We start from the raw sequence: 19,174 nt of genomic DNA, 5'->3' as shown, positions 1-19,174 counted from the left end.
AGCGATATTATGCGACAAAAACGCGAGATTGACAGAAATTGTTGACAGAAAATCATGTGATTTTCAGAAGAATTGTTTTGGGTTTTAGTCGGATATCACATGGAATACCTAGGCGATGAAACGACTGGCTGATATTGGAGAAGATGCGTTGATTGCATCCTTGGTAGAGGAATTGGGGGCGAGTGAGCCCTCAGAAGGGTTGGTTGTTGGTCCGGGCGATGATTGTGCGGTCATCGACGTCGGTGACGTGGAGCGGTGGCAGTTGCTCAAGACGGATGCCATTGTAGAAGGGGTTCATTATGCGGCTGCAACGTCCGGCGAGAGAGTTGGGTGGAAGGCCGTTGCGCGAGTTGTGAGTGATTTTGCGGCCATGGGGGGGACGCCTTCTCAATTGCTGGTGACTATCGCGATGCCTCCGAACCGTGAACTGGCTTACGTTCAATCGATTTACCGTGGATTACAGCGATGTGCACGCAGCTTTGGAGCTGGGATTTGTGGGGGGGAGACGACGTCGGTGCCTGACGGGGGCTGCGCGATGATTTCCATCGCAGGGACCGGATGGGTGCAAAAAGACCAACTGGTGTTGCGCTCCGGAGGGGAGGCGGGGGATGTGGTTTTTGTGACCGGAAGGTTGGGAGGTTCGATTCAGGGAAAACATCTGGATTTCACCCCTCGAGTTGAGGAATCGGCTTGGTTGGTGGAGCATTTTAAGCCTCGGGCCATGATGGATTTATCTGATGGCTTGGCTCAGGATCTCCCCCGGCTGGCATATGCCAGTGGCCTCAACTACCGGCTTGACCATGAGATGATCCCTCGAACCGCAGGCTGTTCTGTGGATGCCGCTCTTCAGGACGGGGAAGACTTTGAATTGCTCATCAGCATGCCTTCAAACAAGATCGCTGGCTTGGACTCTGCTTGGAGAGAGCGCTTCCCTGATCTTGACTTGACTGCAATTGGTTCATTGATTCCGGGGAAATGTTCTCCATTGGCTGGAGGCTGGGAGCACTTCCGGTCGGAATCTTCAGAGGAGCCCGGAGCATCGCCCCGTGGCTGATGCCGGCGTTGGGGGGTAATCGGATACGGGCGCTTGAAACCTGATCAATTCTTGGCTTCTGCCAGATGGTCTCCCATACGGGCATAGGTTTCGATTTGTTTGGATGAGTTTTCCAACAGGTCGTCGGCAATCTTGATCGTATCCGGTTCGAAGAGGGTAAGTGTGGAGGAACCCCCGAACGCAAAATAGCCTTTTTCTTCACCTTTTTGGACTGGCTGTTTCGGGGTGAATGTCTGCTGGATTGAGCCCACGCAGGTTGCCCCGATTTCCATCATGATGACCGTTCCCATGGTTTCTGTTTTGATGCTGGTGATGGTTCTTTTGTTTTGCCAGAGGTAGGAAAGCTGTTTTCTCAGCGCGATGGGAGAAACGGAAAAGAGCGGACCGTTGATCATTTGGGTCTCTGATGCGGTGCCACTGACCGGAAAATGGTAACGGTGGTAATCGACCGGACAGAGACGGGAAAGCACGAGACTTCCTCCCAGATAGCGATCCGCCAGCTTCTCGTCTCCGAGCAGTTTCAATACATCAAATTGCTGCCCTTTGATAAAAACGCCCTGAATGTCATTGGTGTTGGCGAATCCGAGATGGCGCCCATCCGCTGGGAATACCACGGAGCTGTTGGCTATTGGGCGCGCAGAAGGCTTGAGTTTACGATAGAAGAACTCGTTGAACGATTGATAGTTTTTCGGTTCATCCGCAAATTCTGAGACGTCGAGGTCATAGTCGTGGATAAAGGAATCGATTCGCTGTGCGCTGTTGGCCAGATCCATACGGCCTCCATACCAGCGAGAGAAAAAGGGACGTTTGACCAAGGTGTGAAGCGCCGCCTTACCTAGTGGGTTTCCATAGGCCCATTTCAAAAAGGCTTCGCCATAGACCTGCTCGGTTTCCATTTTTCCTGTATACCGATTGTAGAATTCAATGTCCTTCATGGAGGCGGAGCATAGTGATGATTGATTCAATTGCCATATTTTTTCGAATGAATCCGAGCCGAGGCATGTTGTGGTATGGCTGTGTTATCCAGCTTCACTGACGACAAGTGATGGGGATTTTATCCACGCGGGGAGGTGTCTGAAATCCTTTGTGTTATGATGTCGCATCCCAAGGAGCGAAGGTACAAAAAAACAGGCGGGGATTCGACTCCCGCCTGTTTTAGGTTTGATGTTTGAGTATGTGCTTCCGATGGATTTTTATACGTCCTTGAGAAGCTTCTTTGCTTTATTCGTAGTCGTCTTGCTGAGCTTGCCATTCACCTTGCGTGAATTTTCGACGAGTTCTTTAAGCTCTTTCAAGGCGGCCTCTGCTGCCTTCAGGGCTTTGCGTTCACTACCGTATTTTTTGTCGGAAAAATACTTGGTGAATGTGGTTCCCGAGCGGCTTAGGCTCAAGCGCCATCCCTGGAATGCAGTAGTTTCGTATGTGAAACGAGTTAGGTTCTTTCTGGATTTCATAACAATATATGTTGGATTCGCTAACACTTATAAATGATAGATCCACTTTTGTCCAACAACTCTTGCAAAAAAATGATTATTTTTTCGTTAAATTACATAAAAAATACGTAATTCCTTGCGGAATTACGTATTTGTTAAAGTGTTAGTGATGAGTTAGTTTAGTTAACTAACGTCAGACTATTCATCTTCGCTGGTTCCGGCAACTGCCATATCTTCGATGTCAGTCCACTCGATGTAAGCCATCGGGGCGGAGTCTGTCATGCGTGCGCCGAGTTTAGTGATGCGGCAGTAGCCACCTTGACGGTCTTCGCAAGCGGGTCCGATTTCGGTGAAGAGTTTCTTTACAGCACTCTTCTGACGAAGGAAGGCGATGGCCTGGCGGCGGGCATGGACGTCGCCACGCTTGGCGAGAGTAACCATTTTTTCTGCTACCGGGCGCAGGGCCTTGGCCTTAGCGACGGTTGTTTTGATGCGGCCGTGCTCGATTAGGCTGCAGGCGAGGTTAGCGAGCAGTGAACGACGGTGTGCGGCGTCACGTTGCAGTTTGACAGTTTTTTTTCTGTGTCTCATTGGATAAAGGGTAAGTTAAGGGTGTAATTAATCGTTAAGGTTTTGGGCAATGAGGTCGGCGAGGCCAACCGGTGCTTCATCTTCAGCTCCGAGGCGTGGTGCCGCGACTGATGGCAGCGAACCTGTAAGAAGGGAAGGATCGATGTTCATGCCGAGTCCAAGACCCAGTTCAACAAGCTTCTCCTTGATCTCGTTAAGAGACTTCTTACCGAAGTTACGGTATTTGAGCATCTCGGCTTCTGTTTTGGTTGCGAGTTGTCCGACCGTTGTGATATTGGCGTTGTTCAGGCAGTTTGCGGCACGAACCGAGAGTTCGATCTCGTTGACGCTCATGTTGAGCAACTTCTTCAGTGCGGCATTTTCTTCGCTCTGTTCAGCTGGTGCCTCTTCGAAGTCAACAGCGTTTTCGTCGTAGTTGACGAAGACATCAAGGTGGTGACGAAGAATGGCGGATGCTTGGAGGAGTGCGTCATTTGGAGCAACGCGACCGTCGGTGAAGATGTCGAGGATCAACTTATCGTAGTCGGTCATTTGACCCACACGGGTGTTCTCAACGGCATATTTCACGCGGACGACAGGAGAGAAAATGGAGTCAATGGCGATGACACCAATAGGCATGTCCGGGCGCTTGTTTTCGTCGCCGGTGTTGAATCCACGGCCTACTTTGACTTCGAATTCGCAGTCGAATTTCACTTTGCGGTCGAGGGTGCAGATGATTTGGTCGGGGTTGACCACTTCATACATGGTGTCCTCGTTGATATCTGCGGCTGTGACGACGCCTTCTTTCTCAATCTTGATGGTCAGAACGCGAGGCTCTTTGCCGTGGTGCTTGAACTTCACCTTTTTCAGGTTGAGGATGATGTCGGTGACATCTTCGTGGCAGCCAGGAAGGCTTGAGAACTCATGTTGCACTCCTGCGATGCGCACAGAAGTGATGGCGGCACCTTCCAATGAGGAAAGCAGGACGCGGCGAAGCGAGTTGCCGATGGTGTGGCCGTATCCGCCTTCAAATGGCTCAGCGACGAACTGAGCGTAGGTTTCGGATTCGGTTTCCTCAGTTTTGGTGAGGCGGTTTGGGAGTTCGAAGCGATCCAGCTTAAATGCGGTATCTTCGACGGATTCGTTGGTTTCGGTCGTTGTGGTGTCTTCTGACATAGTATGTTGTGGGTGGCCGGGTTACCCTCTGGCGAGCGGGGATCCGCGGGTCGTCCAGAGTGGACAGTTGGCAGATTTGCAGAGGACCTACGGCAAGTTTCTAGCTCGCGGGGCGGTGAATTAAGGAGAAGAAGGTGGATATTGCAACCGTTTTTTTCGGGTTTTATGCCCTGCAAGCGCCTTCTGCGGCGTTTTTCAACTGGACTTGACTGGGAAAGCTTCGATCTTGTCCTTTGTGATGCCCTTGGTTTTAAAATATCTCATTACATCCGGCTTGGTGGTTCTCATTTCTGAGATTGCCCGGAGGAGTGACCGATTGGGGGCATTGATCGCGGCTTTACCCATGGTGACGGTGTTGGTCATGACCTGGATGTTTTTCGAAATGAAGGGAGATGTTCGGACGGAAAAAATAGCCAGGCATGCGTATTACACTTTTTGGTATGCCTTGCCGACATTGCCGATGTTTTTGCTGATTCCCTGGATGCTGCGCAGGGGGTGGCATTATGGCGTAAGCCTTTTGGCAGGCTGTGTCCTGACGGTCGTTCTTTTTCTTTTTACCGCCTGGATTGTGAAGCGGTTTGGGGTGAACCTGATGTGACCCTGAATTAAACCAGAGGAAGAGCCGGCTGAAGCTGGCTTATTGAACAATACTGACAGGCGTTCCTTTTTGCACTTTGCTGTAGACGGTTTCCACGACTTTATAGTAGGTGCGAATGCAGCCGTGTGATGCGGGATAGCGTGGCACTTTTCCTTTGTGCATTCCGACGCCGTCCCAAGTCAGGCGCATCCAGTATGGCATGGCCGCTCCTACAAATTTGCCCCCCTCCGGGACCGGATCTGTTCGAATATCGGCATTGCTGTTTACGACTTTATCTTCGGCATCATATATTTTCCCGTACGTATTGGACCGTTTTTCGGACGGTTTTTTTTCAAGGATTTGGTAGCTGCCGGTTGGTGTGGGGAAGCTGGAGGTTCCGGTGGAAATAGGATAGTCCATTGCCAAATCCCGGCCGTTCATCAGATAAGCCCGTTGGGCAGACAGGTCGATTCGGATACTTGAATTCGAGGGGGTGGTTCGGGCCAAAACCTCTTCATTTTTCCAGATGGCATAGTTTCTGGGGTATCCTTTTTGTGCTCGAAAGTGGGCGTAGGTACCTTTGGCGAAGGGATTGACGTGCGCTGCTTTAAGCGGTGCGGTTTGTCTGGGGTTGGGAGTGTTGGGGTCTCCACAGGAACATAATAAAAAGCATGTCACAAAGAGCGGAGGCAGGGAGTGGATGAAAGATTTCATACGTTCGTATGCGAGGTGGTGTTTCGAGCAGGACATCCTACAGGGTTCAGATCATTAGGCAAGGCTCATTTTTTTTGAGGGATGTGCGCGTGTTGATTACAAACAAAGCAACGGCCCCGGACTCCTGAGAGGAGCCGGGGCCGTTGGTAAGGGTGTTTGGGGCGGGAGAGTTTGTTTATTCAGATGAGATGATGTTGCCTTTGATCTCAACCGTCCGGTCTACAGTGAATGTGTTATGGACTAATCTGAGGCCTCCGGTGCTGGGGAGTTCCGTAGCATCGAGCATGACCTTGCCCGTTGTAGGGTAGACAAGACCTTCGAATGGGGTATGGGTAATCACTTCGATGGTGTAGATTCCGTCTGTGGGGACCAGATCCTTCCAGTTGGCTGCAGGAATGGTGATTTGTAGATTTTGCGGCACGGTTGTCGTGCTAGGGAAAGATCGACGATAGGCCTCGATGACTTGAGCGCTTTCCCTTCCTGCTGAGTCTTTGATGCCGGGGTAGATCTGCACGTAGGTGGAGCTGTAAGGGTAGGCATCTTTGACCGTCACCTCGATGTCGGGAAGCGAGCGCGTCAGGGTGGCATCGGGTTCGTAATCTTTCAGATAGATGGTGGCCTCTGCGATGGGCCAGATCTGGATTTTTCCTTCGGCAATTTGAAGCCCGCTGGCGGTTCCATCCGAAGCAAAGGCATAGGTTCGGAATATATCTTGGCCGCGTTGTTTGTAGGCGATGCCCTCGGGAGCCTCTTGTGAGACTCCTTCTTTGGGAAGTTGGGACCCTCCTTCAAGGTGGATGGTCCCATTTTCTGATATATAGGCATCCTGAATAAAGGATTCATCTGTCTGGCCGGCTGGAACTCCGTTGGTCGATGAATCGTATGTCATCGTTGTATGTTGGAAATACACGTTCAGGGCGTAGTCGGGGGCTCCAGTGTCTGGCTCCATCAAGTCTTTCACTCCGACATGTATCCAGAAGGGTTCATCGGCACGGGTGCGCGCCGAGGCATAGGGGTCGCCTGTACTGAAGGTGATTTTAGATTCAGGGGCGTAAGGGGCGACATAAGCGGTATCGAGTAGGTAGTCCGTTCCACTGTCCGATCCAATTCCGTCGGTCCAGAGCTCATAGTAGGAACCTGCGGATCCCACTGTGTGTTCGGATGTTTTGGTTCCTGTGGATGATTGTCCGTCCGCGGGCCCCGCAAAGTAGATGGTGCTAATGCAGATGCGTGTGCCATCTTCTGTTAATTGCCACTGTTTGATGAAGCTGTCGTTTGCCGTTGTGGGGGGGAGGCAGGCTAGGTTGATGGCTGCCGCGATGATCCCGATATGGGAAACGGGCAGAATACGTTGGAATGTTTTCATGGTGAGTATGATGTTTGAATGATTCAGAATCCTTTTTTGATGTGATGCTTGTCTGGGTGACCCGCGATTACGGTGGAAGAAGTTCTTTTACTGGCTGACCGTATTTTTGACCGGGGTGTTACTCATAGCGGATCCGCCACCACGTCCTTCATCGTCTTCATATTCGCCATCCCCATTGTAATCGGTGTCGAATTTTCCGTATGAGGCCCATTTTTCAGCACTTTTTCCGGGGTTGGAGACATCGATGCCGTCGAGGTTGTTTCCGTGACCGTTGTTGCTTTTCCCTTTGCCGACATTGGCTGCGTCTTCGGATGAGGACTCGTCTTCATTTCCTCCTCCGGTCGATGGAGGTGTCACCGCTTCATTATCGAGAAATTTGGAAATGCTCCAGTTTAGGAGGGGGAGTTCAAGACCGTCATTTTTGACAACAAGTGGAGCCTTCAGGGTGCCGACCGGTTCGACCGTGGCATCGGTGATGGTAGCTAGAATTTCAACACTTACACCTGATTTGGGATCTTCGCTCCCGTCATAGCTCAGAGAGATGATGGCATTGGCATCTTTGATGACAATGGGTGTGTCGAGGGTGACCACGGAAACGCCTCCCTTTTTTACCAACGAAATGCCACTGAAAATCCGGGTTCCGTTGACTGAGGCTGAGACGCTCAGGCCTTGATTGGTCTGACCTGCATCGACTGCATATCCGGTGATTTCATATTTTTTGTGGTTTCCTGCGTCCAATGTGAGACTTCCTGGAGTGCTGGTTCCTATTGCAGATGTCGCTCCAGGTGCTTTGAGTGTAATATCTGCCTGGCTGATGGCTGTGCTGATCAGTATGGCAGTGCCGATGGTGAGTATGGTTGTTGTCTTCATTATGGTATGGGTTTTCGTTTTGTGTATGTCTATCAATGTCTAGTTATGTTCAAGGTCGGGTTGGTTTGGCTACTTGACCCCTTTTGTTGAGCTCGTTGGGTGTACACGGAATCCCGTTGGAGGGACGGTCCGGAAACCAGCCTGAAGCGCGCGTTGATTGATGCCCTGGAGGGAAGACAAATGTGATGGTTCCTGAATGATCAGGAGAAGGGAGGGCGCTTGGGGGAGAGGTGATAGAAACAGGAAGATGAGGGGGTGTTTCTGATGGGGATGCTGATGGCCGTGTGGCCCTCAACTGCTATATTTATGCTGTATGATGGGCGAAGTGTCCAGATAAAAATAGCGTTAGTCGTTCATATTGAGCTGGTTATGTAAAAGTTTATTTATTGGGGCTGTTAGGGGCGAGATTGCAAAAATTATAACTTTAATAGCAAGGCTGACTGGGCTGCGGGGAGTAGAAATATAAAAAACGGCCCTAAAGCATGAAGCTTTAGGGCCGTGAAAACGAAAGAATGAGCAGGCGGAGATGATTTATTCTGAAGAAATGATGTTGCCGTTGACTTTGATCACGCGGCTAACTTCAAAAGAAAGGTCTTCAAAGACCAAGGTCTCGAACGGGCTTTTGTGAAGTAGTTGAATGCGGTAAACGCCATCTTTTTTTAGTACTAAATCCAAGTCTTTGAGTTCATATTTGACAGTCAAAGGGACGTCGCTGGTGTTTTTTCGGCCACCGTAGATCAGAGGAGCGTCCAAAGCGGGGCTCGTGATTTCGAGGTAGGTGTCACTTCCTGGGTAAAGGTCAACCAAGTCAAGGGTGACGGAAGGAATCTTGGAATAGGTTTTCCCGGCTATTAATCCGGACATACTACCGTTGGAGATGGGCCAAATAATTACTTTCGCGCTATCGATTTCTTTGTAGTCCGGATTTTCGTTGTCCGGCTTCATATAAACGGTGAATGTTTCTTCACCTCGAACCCGGGTGAGGTCGGCAGCTGAGAGGCTGGTTGAAAGGGAGTGCTCGAAAGTCCCATTTTGTGATAGGTGGCTTTGGTTTTTTTTATTTGGAAGAGCTCCTTGGGCCACCGAGCTTTGACCTTCGGCATAGTTATAAACGGCATGCTCGAACAAGAGACTGCTTGCGGCTTCAGGTGTATCAGCACCGGATGGAAGAAGGTCTGAGATGGTATAATTTAAGGTGAACCCTTGACCCACTTGAGTTCGGGGGGTGTTCGACGGTATCAGGTTGTAAGGATCGGCTTGCGGGCCCTGGATTTGGATGGAGGCATCAGCAAGATAACTTGAGACCGTTACTGTATCCAGAAGGGTTTCTTCACCACTTTCTCCGTTGGTTGTAATCAATTCAAAGACACTGCGTCCCATGACGCCCTCTGCCGCGGCCTTGCTACCTGCGTTATCGAGATGACTCAGGGATAATTCGGTTTGGATGATTTCTCCTTGATCGGTTTTGAATGTATTGATTTGCCTGATTTCATTCAGGTAGGAATCAGCCATGATACTGGCTGAGCTTAGGACGAGTGTTATGATACATGTTTTCATGCTGTGTTAGGGATTCAATGGTTGGTTATTGTTTTAAGGTTTCTGGCTCCAAAGCCTTGGGCATGACTGAAATCGGTGCTTTGTGGTAGGTAGCGACGACGACTTTCCCCATAGACTGGTATGCCTTAATGATATCAGCTTTGATCACTGTGAGTCCTCTGGCTTGGTTGATCGTGACCGGGTGCAGGTGTATCCAACCGGCATTTTTCCGGTAGAAATCATTCCAACTGAGGATTTTTCCAGTCGGTGTTGCCACGATATTTTTTTTCAAGTGATCTGGCGTATACATGATACTGCCTTGGGGGATTTTAGTCCACTTGTTCGCGTGAGACAAAATGGTGGAGCGGCTAAGTGGTTTATTTTTCTGTGGGGTATGTATTTTTTCGCTTTGGGCAGGTGCGGAATTTGTTGTTGGAACTGGTCGAGGGCTTTTCGCTTGTTTATCAAGGATATCCTCATGACTAGGTCTTTTCTTGGGTGTGTTAGCTGAGTGATTGTTTGTTTCTGCAGCAGCAAAGGTACAGGACAAGACGAATAAACTCAGGAGGTAGCACAATCCATACAGTGATGACTTGATCATTGCGGTGTGAAGGTCTGGGCTTATTCCACTTCGCTAAATCTAAGTAAGATAATCGTATCCTGCATATCAAATCCTGAAGCTCTTTGATCTGTATGCGTTAATTCTGCTGCATAAATAATATCCAGTTCTCCAAGGTTGAGTTTTCCGTCTTTAACGTATGGGCGGAGGTAGTCGTTAAGTGAAGATTGATCATAGCCTCCTGCTTTGCTGGGTGGTTGATCTCCATTGATGAGGGCTTTGACATTGTCTCCGTTGCTATAGTAATAGGGTTGCCAGCTGTTCCAGTAGTACCGGGCCGCGAATTTGATTTTTTCTCCTGGTTCGAGAATTCTGTCGATATTGATTTGTGATGTGTTCACTTGGCTGCCATAGCCTTCAAATACATGTTTCCACCCGGATGATGAAAAATGAAGCCACGATGTGGACTTGTATTCATTGCGTCCGTCTGTGATGCCGATGCCAATGACGGAGACTTGAACCCGTAGGCGCTTTTTTGCTGTGATTTCATCATTATCGTCAATGTCGACGACTTCTTCGATTTGTTTGATCGGGTGGAAGATGTTCCATGTTAGGGTTGGTATACCTCCTTTTCGGACCATGGACTTGTCTACGGTTAGTTGGCCAGTGGGAGATTGGTTGGCCAACGCTACGGTGCTGAGGCTGGCAATAGCCAATAATATAATGGATGAGTGTTTCATAACTATATGTGTTAGATTGATGGATGTTGTTTCTCTTGTTTGACTAAGTGTGCACCGGAAGATGCAGACAATAGGCTATAGATTGTATATTAGGCCTGTTTGTGGCAGGTCGAATGCACAAATGTTTAGCTTTGAGTAGCTCTGAGGGAGACTTTGGAGGTGGGCTCTGGGGAGGCCTTTACCTTGGGGGGATAGCAATCTATTGTGTTAGATTGGAGTGGGCTGCGATTGCATACGCATCTAATCAAGTAAATCTCGCTGCTTGTCTAGCAGAAATAGCAGAAAAAACAATAAGCCCTAAGCGGTTGAAGATAAGTTAGTTTCGATCTTCATTTGTTGCTTTTTTTTATAAAAACAGGGCGGTTTGATTTGTGTGTTAGGTGAGGTAGAGAGTTAAGGTCGAATCTCTCTGATGACGATCATCCAGTTCATCATGTTGATAGGTGGAAGTTGGTTTACTTCGGTGACGGAACTAAGCGTTGCTTTGATGTCATCCGCTCTGACAGTGGACTCACCGTTGACCATGAGGTCTCCAATATTAACGGCATTTGATTTATCCGTATTATCGGCGAGAGATCCCATTTGTCCTTCAATTTCAATTTTAAGCGTAGCGTTGCCATCTCCGTTACCAAAACGTTTTTCGGGGGCGTAGAGGGAGAGTGGGGGGTAGCGGTCCGCGCTGTCGAGTTTGGTGATGTTGATGTCACCATCCAGAATGAGCCGCTGATTAGCAACGAGGGAAAAGCCGTTTTCGAAGTCTGAAAGGTCATCAGCTTTGGCGAGGAGCACGTATCGGTCGGTATTGACGCAGAGTGAGGGGTTGAGTGCTAGGTTGTCGCCCAGGAAAGCAATCAGGTTTTCCATGTTGACTTTGATGCATTGATCACCAGCCGCGGAATCCTCATAGGTGAAGGCATTGAGTGTTTCTGTCATGTCAACGGCGGAGAGTGTGCTCTTGCCATCTTCGAGGTAGTATAGCGTTTCACCTGTAAAGGTCATGACACATTGGTTGGCACCCGCGCTATAGAACTCCCATGCGGTTGATTGGGAGGAAATGGCAGAAGACGATTGCATATTGGTGTCTGGTGTTTTTTCGACATCCAGGCTTCTGGCGTAGAAATCGTAGCCGCGGTTAATGGGGATAAATGCTACCCGGCCGCCTTCTGATGCGGAGGAGTAGACGGAGGACGCGCCTCCGTAGAGCTTTTTATTGTGATCTGCGTTATCGACAGCAAATGGGTTCGAATTATCGGCGACTTCGATACCTTTTCGGCTGGCGATGGCATCCGGTGAAAATCCTCCTTTTGTTTTTACACTGGACGCGAAAACTCCGCCGGATGTTGTTATGTTAGACCACTCCGTGCCATCTGCATGGGCACCGAAATTGGTGTAGGCGGCACTATTGATCGCCAACTGGGCTGGAACTTCATATAGGGAGATGAGATATTGTTTGCTTGTTCGTGATAGATTGGTTTTGCTGGCGTCTTGCTCTGCAAATGAAACTTTGAACGTCCACCAATTGTGTTTGGCAATGAACGTGCTGTTGTTTTGGTAATTGAACTGCAATGCTGGTGCTGGAATTTTGCTGTAAGCGTTGCCGGTCCCGTCAGATTTTAAATGTGAAATAATGGGGGCCGACTCGTCATCCGCTTTTAAACTGGAATCGCATCCTAGCAGTGGAGGGTAGTTGTAGGTCGAAGTTCCAACGGAGTTGGTCCCCGAGCTAATCAGGCCTCCATCTTCAAAAATCGAGTGGATGATCGAACTTGGATCCAGAGTGGTGTTGGCGGTGTTCGCCGAGCGCATGCTGCTCAAGCCGAGAGCAGTGGCTTCTGCCGAGTTGACTGCCTGATGGGCGTTGGCCTGGGTGAGGGCTTCATTAAAAATGCTTTCCCACTCAAGGTCAGATTCCGCGTCAGCACCTTCCATCATACCGCGCATGGCTTTGTTGGGGATGATATTGGTCAGAGCACTTAAAAAGGCACTTTCACGCTGTTCGTAGTCGTTTCTTAATAGGAGGTTTTTTTGATCGCTTTGGGTTTGCAAGGTATCCTTGTAGATCATGATGAGCACCGTAAGTAGGCCCATTCCTAGAGCTAGAACGGAAAGAACGGACGCAAATCCCGGTGCGTTTTTTTGATGGTGGCAGTTCGCGTTGGTGATCATTGCAGCGGAGTGGTTGAATAGGTGATAACTCCGTCATGGGGGCCTGTGAGTTGAATTCTTAGGACCCCGTTCTCAACGGAGAAGGTTGCATTTTTGAGCTGCGTGGAGACAGCCCAGGAGGGGGTGGAGGGATCGAGATCTGCCAAGGTCGTTAAATTGCCATAGTAATTCAGTACCTGTGTGGCGGTGTCGTAGGCAACGACGCCATAACTTTCGGATATCGCTGTGGTTCCAGACTCCACGCTGACGCCCTGAAATTTGAGTGCAAGCACAGTGGCATTGGTTGTTGCCGCATTGGTTCCTGAAATCGCATCGGCTGTTGTGGGATACATTTGAATGGCGTCGGCTCGTGAAACAATACTGTTGAGTAAGTTGTTGATTTGAGGAGCCTCGCGGATCATAAAATTTTGCTTTTTAAGAATATCAAAGGCTCGGGTTTGTTGTGTGAACAGCGACAAAGTGACCATGATGATCATCAAGCCGACGATCATGGCGATGGTTAATTCGATGAGCGTGAATCCAGGCTTCACCGTGTGTTGATATGAGTGCGTCTTCATCGGGTGCGGACCACGGTTCTTGATTTTACGTATGTTTTACCGTTTAAGGTGTAGCTAAGATGGCTTTTCAGTTTCCAAGTTTCCATTTTTGCTGGGTTGAGTGCTAGTTTGGTGGCGTAATCGCTATCACTTGAGTCGGGAATATTGTTTTCTCCTGCAACGCGCGTGCGGATGAGCGTCCCGTTAATGGCATCCCCCCCGGGGGCCTTGCCTACCTCGACCGTACTGCTGCTGGTGTCGGGATACACAGGCCAGTTCGATTCCGAGGCTGTCAATTCTTCAAAGCTGACCCGCTTGGCGTAGGCCTCCTCGTAGCTGAGGTAGGCGTCGGTGATGTTTTGTCTGATCACCCATTGACGGGGTTTCATGACGTCCAGGCTTCCTTTGAATAGAAAAAAACTGATGGCCGTCAGTAGCCCCAATGCTACGGTCATTTCGAGTAACATGCTGCCGGCGGCATGGTGTTGGACTCGGTGTTGTTTTTTCAGGATGCGCATGTTTGGTCTTCAATTGATGGTTTCAGCCTGTTGGGTAGAGCAACTTGCTTGTCATTTGTCGGGTATTTCGTTACTTCTCGCTGCGTATGTGCATTAGGTTAACACGTTTTATGAGAATTGTATCGATTGTTTTCACTCTTGTTCTCATCCATGGGGGTGGGGTGCGGGCTCAGGCGATTCTTTCTCCTCCTTTTGGATTAGAATGGGGAGGCACCCCGGATAAGGTGCTGGACTGGGCGCAAGCGAAGAGCTTGGATGTGAACATCAAGATGCCCGGGAATCATCCTGAAATCAGGGAAATCCGTGTTTCTTCGATCCGGGGCCCTCTTCCCGGTCATCAGGCATATGCTCTGGAAGCTCATTACCATTGGGGTAAGCTGTATGAAGTTTCTGTGCACTATGGTGCGCCAGGAATGAAACCTGCTTCGGTCAAGGCTGATTTTGAGAAGGTGAAAAAAGCCTTAACCTTGAAGCATGGTGAGTTTACGCCGAACAATAAGCAGCAAAAAAAGGAGGGACAGCTATTGCGCAAGTCGGTGTCGTATCATGTGGAGCCCGTTTCCGGGCTCCTGTTATTGATTGCGTTTACGGAGGTGGAGGATACGGCCAGCCAACGTCAATCGGCCCGCTTTTCCATACTCTACCGTAATCAAAACGTTATTCCGAAGAAATAACGTTGCCTTTGACCTGAACGGTCCGGTCAACGGTGAAGGTATTGTGGACGAGACGGAGTCCTCCGGATGTAGGGAGGTGGTCGGTATCCAGGATATTGTTTCCATCGGTGTCCGTTGACGTGCTTGGGTAAGCGAGGCCTTCGAACGGCGTATGGGTGACTACCTCAAGGGTGTAGGTTCCATCATCAGGAACATAGGCTGTCCAGTTCGTTGCTGGAATAGTGATGCTGAGGTTCTGAGGTACCGTTGTGGTGCTTGGGAAGCTGCGGCGGTAGGCCTCAATGACCTGAGCACTGTCACGGCCGCTTGAATCCTTTTGCCCTTTGTAGATCAAAACATAGGTGGTGCTGTAGGGATATGCGTCCGTCACTGAGACTTCGATGTCGGGAAGCGAGCGGGTGAGTGTGGCATCTGGCTCATAATCCTTGAGGTAGATGCTCGCCTCGGCAATGGGCCAAATCTGGATTTTACCTTCGGCGATCTGGAGGCCGCTGGAAGCGGTTCCATCACGGACAAAGGCATATGAACGGAAGATGTCCTCTCCACGTTGCTTGTAAGCGATGCCGTCGGGGTCATCTGCAGTCACTCCCTCGTTGGCGAGCTGAGAGGCTCCTTCCAAGTGAATGGTCCCGTTATCATTGATGTAGGCATCTTGAATGAATGCTTCTTCGGCGCCAGCTGCAGCCCCATTGGTAGATGAGTCATAGGCGAGGGCGGTGTGTTGGAAGTAGACATTCAGTGCGGAATCAGGGGCTCCGGTGTCTGGTGCCATGAGGTCTTTGACTCCAACATGGACCCAGAAGGATTCGTCGGCACGGGTTCGCGCTGTGGCATAGGGGTCGCCCGAGCTGAAGGTGATAGTCGATTCCGGGGCATAGGGTGCGACATAGGCCGTGTCGAGCAGGTAGTTGGTGCTGTTATCCGAGCCGATACCATCGGTCCAGAGTTCGTAATACGAACCCGCTGAGCCAACGGTTTGCTCGGAAGTTTTTGTGCCACTGGAGCTGCTGCCGTCATTTGGACCTGCAAAATAGATGGTGCTGACGCAGACGCGGCTGCCGTCATCTGATAATTGCCATTGTTTGATGAAGCTGTCATTGCTGGCTGATACCAGGCTCATACTGGCGAGCATGGCGGCGCAGGCAATGGCGGCGCTGTGATGACTTTGGAATGTTTTCATGGTTTTGTGATGTTGGGGTTTGTTGATGTATTTATTTGTTTTCGGCTTTGCCTTCCTTGCTTTTTTGCTTTTTGGAGAGGATTGCAACCGGGTTGCCATTGTTGGTGGCTACGACCATGCGGTTGAGTTTGGTAAACTCATCGAGCTTGGCCTGTGGGATTGGTGCAATGCCTTTGGCTTGATCGAGAGTAACTTCGAAAGTCCAAATCCAGTCTCTGTTGCGCTTGAGGAAATCCGGCCAGAGTTTAAATCGGCCTTCGGGTTTATCCGAAACTCTGGATTTGACGCGATCTGGCAAGAATACGATGCTTCCGATCGGAAGGATGGCGTGTTCTTTGTTGTTATTGACGATCTTGCACCCATCGTAGACGGATGGGCGTTTGATATCGACTTTGGGTTTGCCGCTTGACGGTTGGGTTTGAGCGCTTACCCAATGGCAAGAGGTCAAAGTGATGACTGCCAGAAGGGCGGTGATGCCAAATCGTGCTGGATAGATATTCTTCATAGAAGAGGACAAAGCAATGGAATCTTAGGAAGATGTGGTGTTCTTGACAGGAGTTTGGCTCATGGCTGATCCGCCGCCTTTTCCTTCGTCGTCCTCATATTCGCCATCCCCATTGTAATCGGTGTCGAGTTTTCCTTGTGAGGCCCATTTTTCGGCGCTTTTGCCAGGGTTGGAGACATCGATGCCATCGAGGTTGTTACCGTGACCATTGTTGCTTTTTGCTTTACCAATGTTGTCAGCATCTTCTGATTCACTCTGGTCTTCTCCGGATGAACCCGTGGCTGGGTTGGCTGTTTCAGCGTTGGCATCCATGAGTTTGGAGATAGTCCAATTGAGAAATGGGAGTTCCTGGCCGTCATCTGCAGCAAGCAGCGGGGCTTCTAAAGTTCCGGTTGGTTCGACTGATGCATCGGTGATGGTGGCAAGAATTTCGACAACGACGCCGGATTTGGGAGCTTCTTCGCCATTATAACTAAGCGTTATGGTCGTAATTGAGTTTTCGATGGTGATGGGGTTAGCCAAGGTTACGGTGGTTACACCACCTTTTTTAACGAGGCTTGCGTTGCTGAAGATACTGGTGCCGTTGGCCGAGGCTGAGACGGTCAGACCTTTATTTGTTTGACCGGCATCGAGTGTGTAGCCTGTGATCTGGTATTTATTGTGTTCTCCGGCATTGATGGCCAGGGTGCCTGATGTGCTGCTTCCGGTTGCGGAATCTCCGCCGGGCGCTGTGAATGTCAGGTCTGCCTGACTGGTTGCCACACTCATGGCCAGAAGGGCGAGTGTGTTGATGCTTGTCTTGGTTTTCATGGTATTATTTGTTTGTTGGTATTGGATTGTTTGTGTGAATTGGAGTGTTTATATGGAATGAAATTGGAAAAATGGAGTGATCTTTTGGAGAATACGTTGTGTGGGCTGTATAGAGTTTAGTGTCTTTGTGTCCAAGGGCCGTTGGGGACCTCGTGGTCTTCGATGAATTTCCAAGATACTCGGAAGCCGCTACGGATGCCGAGATAGTCGCGGATTGCCGGGCTGACCTCGATTCCCGCGTTGCCATTGGGGGTGGGTTTCGGTTGTTGCCCTCTGAACACGTATTGCCAATCGTCTGAGTTGAATGGGCCGCAGTCCTCCCATTGGGCATAGCAAACTTTCCCTCGGTAGTGGACGGCAATCCAGCGGCCTTTGCAAACGGAGGTCCATTCACCACGGTAGGTTTTCCAGAACCATGGGATGACCTCGGATGCTTCTGGGTAATGAACGCCATCAGGGGCGAGATCGTTATACGGAAGGGCGATATAAAAGGGGTTTAACTTGGGTGTGAACCCAGCTGGAAGGTAGCCATTCCGCTTTGCCGGGTGGTCTTCCCCTCCGAAGTTGGCCTGCCAGTTGGGGTCCCAAGCACTGGAGTCGTTGGGTGTAGGGTTGCGTTCGCTGGCTCGCTCTCCAACCCAAAAAACGGTTGCTGTGATACCCCGCCTCCATGGATGTGGGGTTGTGAGCCACGGTTCGGGTTCTTCTACGAGGACTTTAGCTTTGGGCGGTGCGTTGAATGGGCTCAATAGGCCTGGGATCGAGTCTCGACGGGCTGCGAGAAATGCGAGGTGTTGGTGTTCTGTATGCTGGTTTAAGCCAAACTCCTGGTCAATCTGTACATATTGCGCCTGAGACTCGGGTGTGCAAAAGATTGCACAGAGGCTCAGGCTGATCGATACGAATTGAAATGCTTGTAGCATTGTTTATGGATTTCTGGTCTTTTTACTAGATGTCAGTGGCAGGAAAGGTTTTGGGTTTCGGGAGGGAGGATGGGTGAGTGCTTTGGAGTCGGTCTTTCATTCATAATGAACGAGAAGCCTCAGTCGTTTAGGGGGTGGCTGAAGCAATGCCCAACTTTGAAAGCAACCCCAGTATCTCCACATAACAGATAGAGTCAATACTATTTTTGTATGCATCATCATGGATTTTTTGGGGTCGAGAGGGGCTGATTTCCAGTGGGGCGGACGGATCTATTTTTCTGCAGAGATCAAGATCCTGGTCTGATAGAAGATTGACAGATCCATTGTCCCTGCTTGGATAGGGGTATGATGACATTCACACATTGTATCAATCGTATGTTTTTGTCCCTTGGCGCTGCTTCTTTATGTTTGGTAGCACCTGTTGTTGCGGATGAGGAAGATCACACTCCCTTGGGTGAAGCCATGGAACAGAGTGCCAAGGCCCTGAAATCGTTGCGAACGATTGATAAGGCTGATTGGGCTGGGGGCGCCAAGGCTGCCCGTGTTGCCGCTGACGGGTGCCGCAAAGGCATGGCTTATGAACCTGCGATGCTGAAAGAGATGCCGGAGGGCAAGGAGAAGGCGAAGGCCTTGGCTGATTACAAGCGTTTGATGGGGGTGTGTTACGCCGCCTTGTGTGAGCTCGAACTTGCCTATTTGGACGAAGATCAGGCCAAGGTGGATGCTGCGATGAGCAAGATCAAATCGGTTAAAAAAGAAGGGCACAAGAAATACGAAGACGACTAGTCGGTTTGATGTTTCTGAGTTTCGATGAAATCGGCTGGATCATGGTTCTACGGACGTTGGAGCCGTTTATTGAATGCCCCGGTGTCATTGTATGATGCCACTGGGGAAAAGTTGAGCCGTATCGCGATTGGGGACCTGGGTGAGAGGATTGCCTGTTCCCGGATGCGATCCGAGGGGCGTAAGGTTTTGTACCGCAATTATCGTGGGCCAAAGGGAGGCGAGATCGATATTGTCACGCGTGACGGCGATACGCTCGGATTTGTCGAGGTGAAGACTCGCACGCACCGGGGGTATGGGCGTCCCTTGGAGGCTGTCGATCTGGCCAAGCAGGACTTGATCGAACGCGGTGCCAATGCCTGGTTGCATTTGCTGGGGACTCGTCAGTTACTCTGGCGCTTTGACGTTGTCGAAGTCATTCTCACGGATGGTGAAGTTCCGGAAATTGTGGTCATTCGGAACGCGTTTTGACGCACTCGATGAT

The 19,174-nt window shown here is 50.1% G+C and carries 22 protein-coding genes; 5 read left to right on the top strand and 17 right to left on the bottom strand.

What is annotated here, in order from left to right; translation table 11 throughout:
- The first annotated feature begins 115 nt into the window (after positions 1-115).
- A complete protein-coding gene (locus HW115_RS02355; RefSeq protein ID WP_178930965.1) occupies positions 116-1,054 on the top strand; it encodes a thiamine-phosphate kinase in 939 nt (312 codons plus the stop codon).
- Between the two features lie 44 nt (positions 1,055-1,098).
- Here the strand turns inward: HW115_RS02355 and asd are convergent, their stop codons facing one another.
- From asd to HW115_RS02335, 4 genes are all read right to left on the bottom strand, one after another.
- The gene (gene asd / locus HW115_RS02350; protein WP_178930964.1) at positions 1,099-1,989 is read right to left on the bottom strand and encodes an archaetidylserine decarboxylase; all 891 of its coding nucleotides are present in this window, start codon (positions 1,987-1,989) and stop codon (positions 1,099-1,101) included.
- Between the two features lie 258 nt (positions 1,990-2,247).
- On the bottom strand, positions 2,248-2,508 hold the full coding sequence (locus tag HW115_RS02345; RefSeq protein WP_178930963.1) for a hypothetical protein: 261 nt from the start codon (positions 2,506-2,508) through the stop codon (positions 2,248-2,250).
- A gap of 177 nt (positions 2,509-2,685) precedes the next feature.
- Complete coding sequence (gene rplQ, locus HW115_RS02340; protein ID WP_178930962.1) at positions 2,686-3,078, bottom strand: 50S ribosomal protein L17; 393 nt, start codon at positions 3,076-3,078, stop codon at positions 2,686-2,688.
- 27 nt (positions 3,079-3,105) lie between these two features.
- Positions 3,106-4,233 (bottom strand): DNA-directed RNA polymerase subunit alpha, encoded by a 1,128-nt coding sequence (locus HW115_RS02335; protein ID WP_178930961.1) that lies wholly within the window; start codon positions 4,231-4,233, stop codon positions 3,106-3,108.
- Positions 4,234-4,468: 235 nt separating this feature from the next.
- Here HW115_RS02335 and HW115_RS02330 point away from each other — a divergent pair, with 235 nt between their 5' ends.
- Positions 4,469-4,831, top strand: a complete 363-nt coding sequence (locus tag HW115_RS02330) for a DUF3147 family protein (RefSeq protein WP_178931432.1) — start codon at positions 4,469-4,471, stop codon at positions 4,829-4,831.
- A 39-nt stretch (positions 4,832-4,870) separates the two neighbouring features.
- Here HW115_RS02330 and HW115_RS02325 read toward each other — a convergent pair whose 3' ends face one another.
- From HW115_RS02325 to HW115_RS02285, 9 genes are all read right to left on the bottom strand, one after another.
- The gene (locus HW115_RS02325) at positions 4,871-5,524 is read right to left on the bottom strand and encodes a L,D-transpeptidase (protein ID WP_178930960.1); all 654 of its coding nucleotides are present in this window, start codon (positions 5,522-5,524) and stop codon (positions 4,871-4,873) included.
- A 175-nt stretch (positions 5,525-5,699) separates the two neighbouring features.
- Entirely contained in the window at positions 5,700-6,890 is a 1,191-nt protein-coding gene (locus tag HW115_RS02320; protein ID WP_178930959.1) for a hypothetical protein, read from the bottom strand.
- A gap of 87 nt (positions 6,891-6,977) precedes the next feature.
- Complete coding sequence (locus HW115_RS02315; RefSeq protein ID WP_178930958.1) at positions 6,978-7,760, bottom strand: hypothetical protein; 783 nt, start codon at positions 7,758-7,760, stop codon at positions 6,978-6,980.
- A gap of 531 nt (positions 7,761-8,291) precedes the next feature.
- The gene (locus HW115_RS02310) at positions 8,292-9,272 is read right to left on the bottom strand and encodes a hypothetical protein (protein WP_178930957.1); all 981 of its coding nucleotides are present in this window, start codon (positions 9,270-9,272) and stop codon (positions 8,292-8,294) included.
- Between the two features lie 70 nt (positions 9,273-9,342).
- Complete coding sequence (locus tag HW115_RS02305; protein ID WP_178930956.1) at positions 9,343-9,846, bottom strand: hypothetical protein; 504 nt, start codon at positions 9,844-9,846, stop codon at positions 9,343-9,345.
- 71 nt (positions 9,847-9,917) lie between these two features.
- Positions 9,918-10,595: a hypothetical protein gene (locus HW115_RS02300; RefSeq protein WP_178930955.1), complete on the bottom strand. Its 678-nt coding sequence runs from the start codon at positions 10,593-10,595 to the stop codon at positions 9,918-9,920.
- A 393-nt stretch (positions 10,596-10,988) separates the two neighbouring features.
- Positions 10,989-12,659 (bottom strand): hypothetical protein, encoded by a 1,671-nt coding sequence (locus tag HW115_RS02295; RefSeq protein WP_178930954.1) that lies wholly within the window; start codon positions 12,657-12,659, stop codon positions 10,989-10,991.
- Between the two features lie 98 nt (positions 12,660-12,757).
- A complete protein-coding gene (locus HW115_RS02290) occupies positions 12,758-13,318 on the bottom strand; it encodes a PilW family protein (protein WP_178930953.1) in 561 nt (186 codons plus the stop codon).
- Complete coding sequence (locus HW115_RS02285) at positions 13,315-13,815, bottom strand: hypothetical protein (RefSeq protein WP_178930952.1); 501 nt, start codon at positions 13,813-13,815, stop codon at positions 13,315-13,317. Before HW115_RS02285 ends, HW115_RS02290 begins: the two co-directional genes overlap by 4 nt.
- A gap of 110 nt (positions 13,816-13,925) precedes the next feature.
- Between HW115_RS02285 and HW115_RS02280 the strand changes: the two genes are divergently transcribed.
- A complete protein-coding gene (locus HW115_RS02280) occupies positions 13,926-14,489 on the top strand; it encodes a hypothetical protein (RefSeq protein ID WP_178930951.1) in 564 nt (187 codons plus the stop codon).
- On the opposite strand, the gene HW115_RS02275 is transcribed toward HW115_RS02280, so the two are convergent.
- The 4 genes from HW115_RS02275 to HW115_RS02260 all read right to left on the bottom strand — a co-directional run bounded on the left by HW115_RS02275 (position 14,473) and on the right by HW115_RS02260 (position 17,907).
- Positions 14,473-15,669, bottom strand: coding sequence for a hypothetical protein (locus HW115_RS02275; RefSeq protein ID WP_178930950.1), 1,197 nt, complete (start codon positions 15,667-15,669; stop codon positions 14,473-14,475). The genes HW115_RS02280 and HW115_RS02275 overlap by 17 nt on opposite strands.
- Positions 15,670-15,700: 31 nt before the next feature.
- A complete protein-coding gene (locus HW115_RS02270) occupies positions 15,701-16,174 on the bottom strand; it encodes a hypothetical protein (protein ID WP_178930949.1) in 474 nt (157 codons plus the stop codon).
- Positions 16,175-16,198: 24 nt separating this feature from the next.
- Positions 16,199-16,984: a hypothetical protein gene (locus HW115_RS02265; protein ID WP_178930948.1), complete on the bottom strand. Its 786-nt coding sequence runs from the start codon at positions 16,982-16,984 to the stop codon at positions 16,199-16,201.
- 116 nt (positions 16,985-17,100) lie between these two features.
- Positions 17,101-17,907, bottom strand: coding sequence for a hypothetical protein (locus HW115_RS02260; RefSeq protein WP_178930947.1), 807 nt, complete (start codon positions 17,905-17,907; stop codon positions 17,101-17,103).
- A 345-nt stretch (positions 17,908-18,252) separates the two neighbouring features.
- On the opposite strand from HW115_RS02260, the gene HW115_RS02255 reads away from it, so the two are divergent.
- Complete coding sequence (locus tag HW115_RS02255; RefSeq protein WP_178930946.1) at positions 18,253-18,693, top strand: hypothetical protein; 441 nt, start codon at positions 18,253-18,255, stop codon at positions 18,691-18,693.
- 24 nt (positions 18,694-18,717) lie between these two features.
- On the top strand, positions 18,718-19,161 hold the full coding sequence (locus tag HW115_RS02250; RefSeq protein ID WP_178930945.1) for a YraN family protein: 444 nt from the start codon (positions 18,718-18,720) through the stop codon (positions 19,159-19,161).
- The last annotated feature ends 13 nt before the right edge of the window (positions 19,162-19,174 follow it).

It is taken from the genome of Oceaniferula marina, assembly GCF_013391475.1.
In the GTDB taxonomy this organism is placed as follows: domain Bacteria; phylum Verrucomicrobiota; class Verrucomicrobiia; order Verrucomicrobiales; family Akkermansiaceae; genus Oceaniferula; species Oceaniferula marina.
Note: the sequence above shows the minus strand (reverse complement) of the source record. Positions and strands in the feature narration are given on the sequence as shown.

Coding starts and splice junctions, on each gene's coding strand:
- HW115_RS02260 (WP_178930947.1), bottom strand. CDS start 17,907: ATGCTACAAGCATTTCAATTCGTATCGATCAGCCTGAGCCTCTGTGCA.
- HW115_RS02280 (WP_178930951.1), top strand. CDS start 13,926: ATGAGAATTGTATCGATTGTTTTCACTCTTGTTCTCATCCATGGGGGT.
- HW115_RS02335 (WP_178930961.1), bottom strand. CDS start 4,233: ATGTCAGAAGACACCACAACGACCGAAACCAACGAATCCGTCGAAGAT.
- asd (WP_178930964.1), bottom strand. CDS start 1,989: ATGAAGGACATTGAATTCTACAATCGGTATACAGGAAAAATGGAAACC.
- HW115_RS02325 (WP_178930960.1), bottom strand. CDS start 5,524: ATGAAATCTTTCATCCACTCCCTGCCTCCGCTCTTTGTGACATGCTTT.
- HW115_RS02295 (WP_178930954.1), bottom strand. CDS start 12,659: ATGATCTACAAGGATACCTTGCAAACCCAAAGCGATCAAAAAAACCTC.
- rplQ (WP_178930962.1), bottom strand. CDS start 3,078: ATGAGACACAGAAAAAAAACTGTCAAACTGCAACGTGACGCCGCACAC.
- HW115_RS02310 (WP_178930957.1), bottom strand. CDS start 9,272: ATGGCTGATTCCTACCTGAATGAAATCAGGCAAATCAATACATTCAAA.
- HW115_RS02255 (WP_178930946.1), top strand. CDS start 18,253: ATGATGACATTCACACATTGTATCAATCGTATGTTTTTGTCCCTTGGC.
- HW115_RS02355 (WP_178930965.1), top strand. CDS start 116: ATGAAACGACTGGCTGATATTGGAGAAGATGCGTTGATTGCATCCTTG.
- HW115_RS02315 (WP_178930958.1), bottom strand. CDS start 7,760: ATGAAGACAACAACCATACTCACCATCGGCACTGCCATACTGATCAGC.
- HW115_RS02285 (WP_178930952.1), bottom strand. CDS start 13,815: ATGCGCATCCTGAAAAAACAACACCGAGTCCAACACCATGCCGCCGGC.
- HW115_RS02290 (WP_178930953.1), bottom strand. CDS start 13,318: ATGAAGACGCACTCATATCAACACACGGTGAAGCCTGGATTCACGCTC.
- HW115_RS02265 (WP_178930948.1), bottom strand. CDS start 16,984: ATGAAAACCAAGACAAGCATCAACACACTCGCCCTTCTGGCCATGAGT.
- HW115_RS02320 (WP_178930959.1), bottom strand. CDS start 6,890: ATGAAAACATTCCAACGTATTCTGCCCGTTTCCCATATCGGGATCATC.
- HW115_RS02270 (WP_178930949.1), bottom strand. CDS start 16,174: ATGAAGAATATCTATCCAGCACGATTTGGCATCACCGCCCTTCTGGCA.
- HW115_RS02300 (WP_178930955.1), bottom strand. CDS start 10,595: ATGAAACACTCATCCATTATATTATTGGCTATTGCCAGCCTCAGCACC.
- HW115_RS02250 (WP_178930945.1), top strand. CDS start 18,718: ATGAAATCGGCTGGATCATGGTTCTACGGACGTTGGAGCCGTTTATTG.
- HW115_RS02345 (WP_178930963.1), bottom strand. CDS start 2,508: ATGAAATCCAGAAAGAACCTAACTCGTTTCACATACGAAACTACTGCA.
- HW115_RS02275 (WP_178930950.1), bottom strand. CDS start 15,669: ATGAAAACATTCCAAAGTCATCACAGCGCCGCCATTGCCTGCGCCGCC.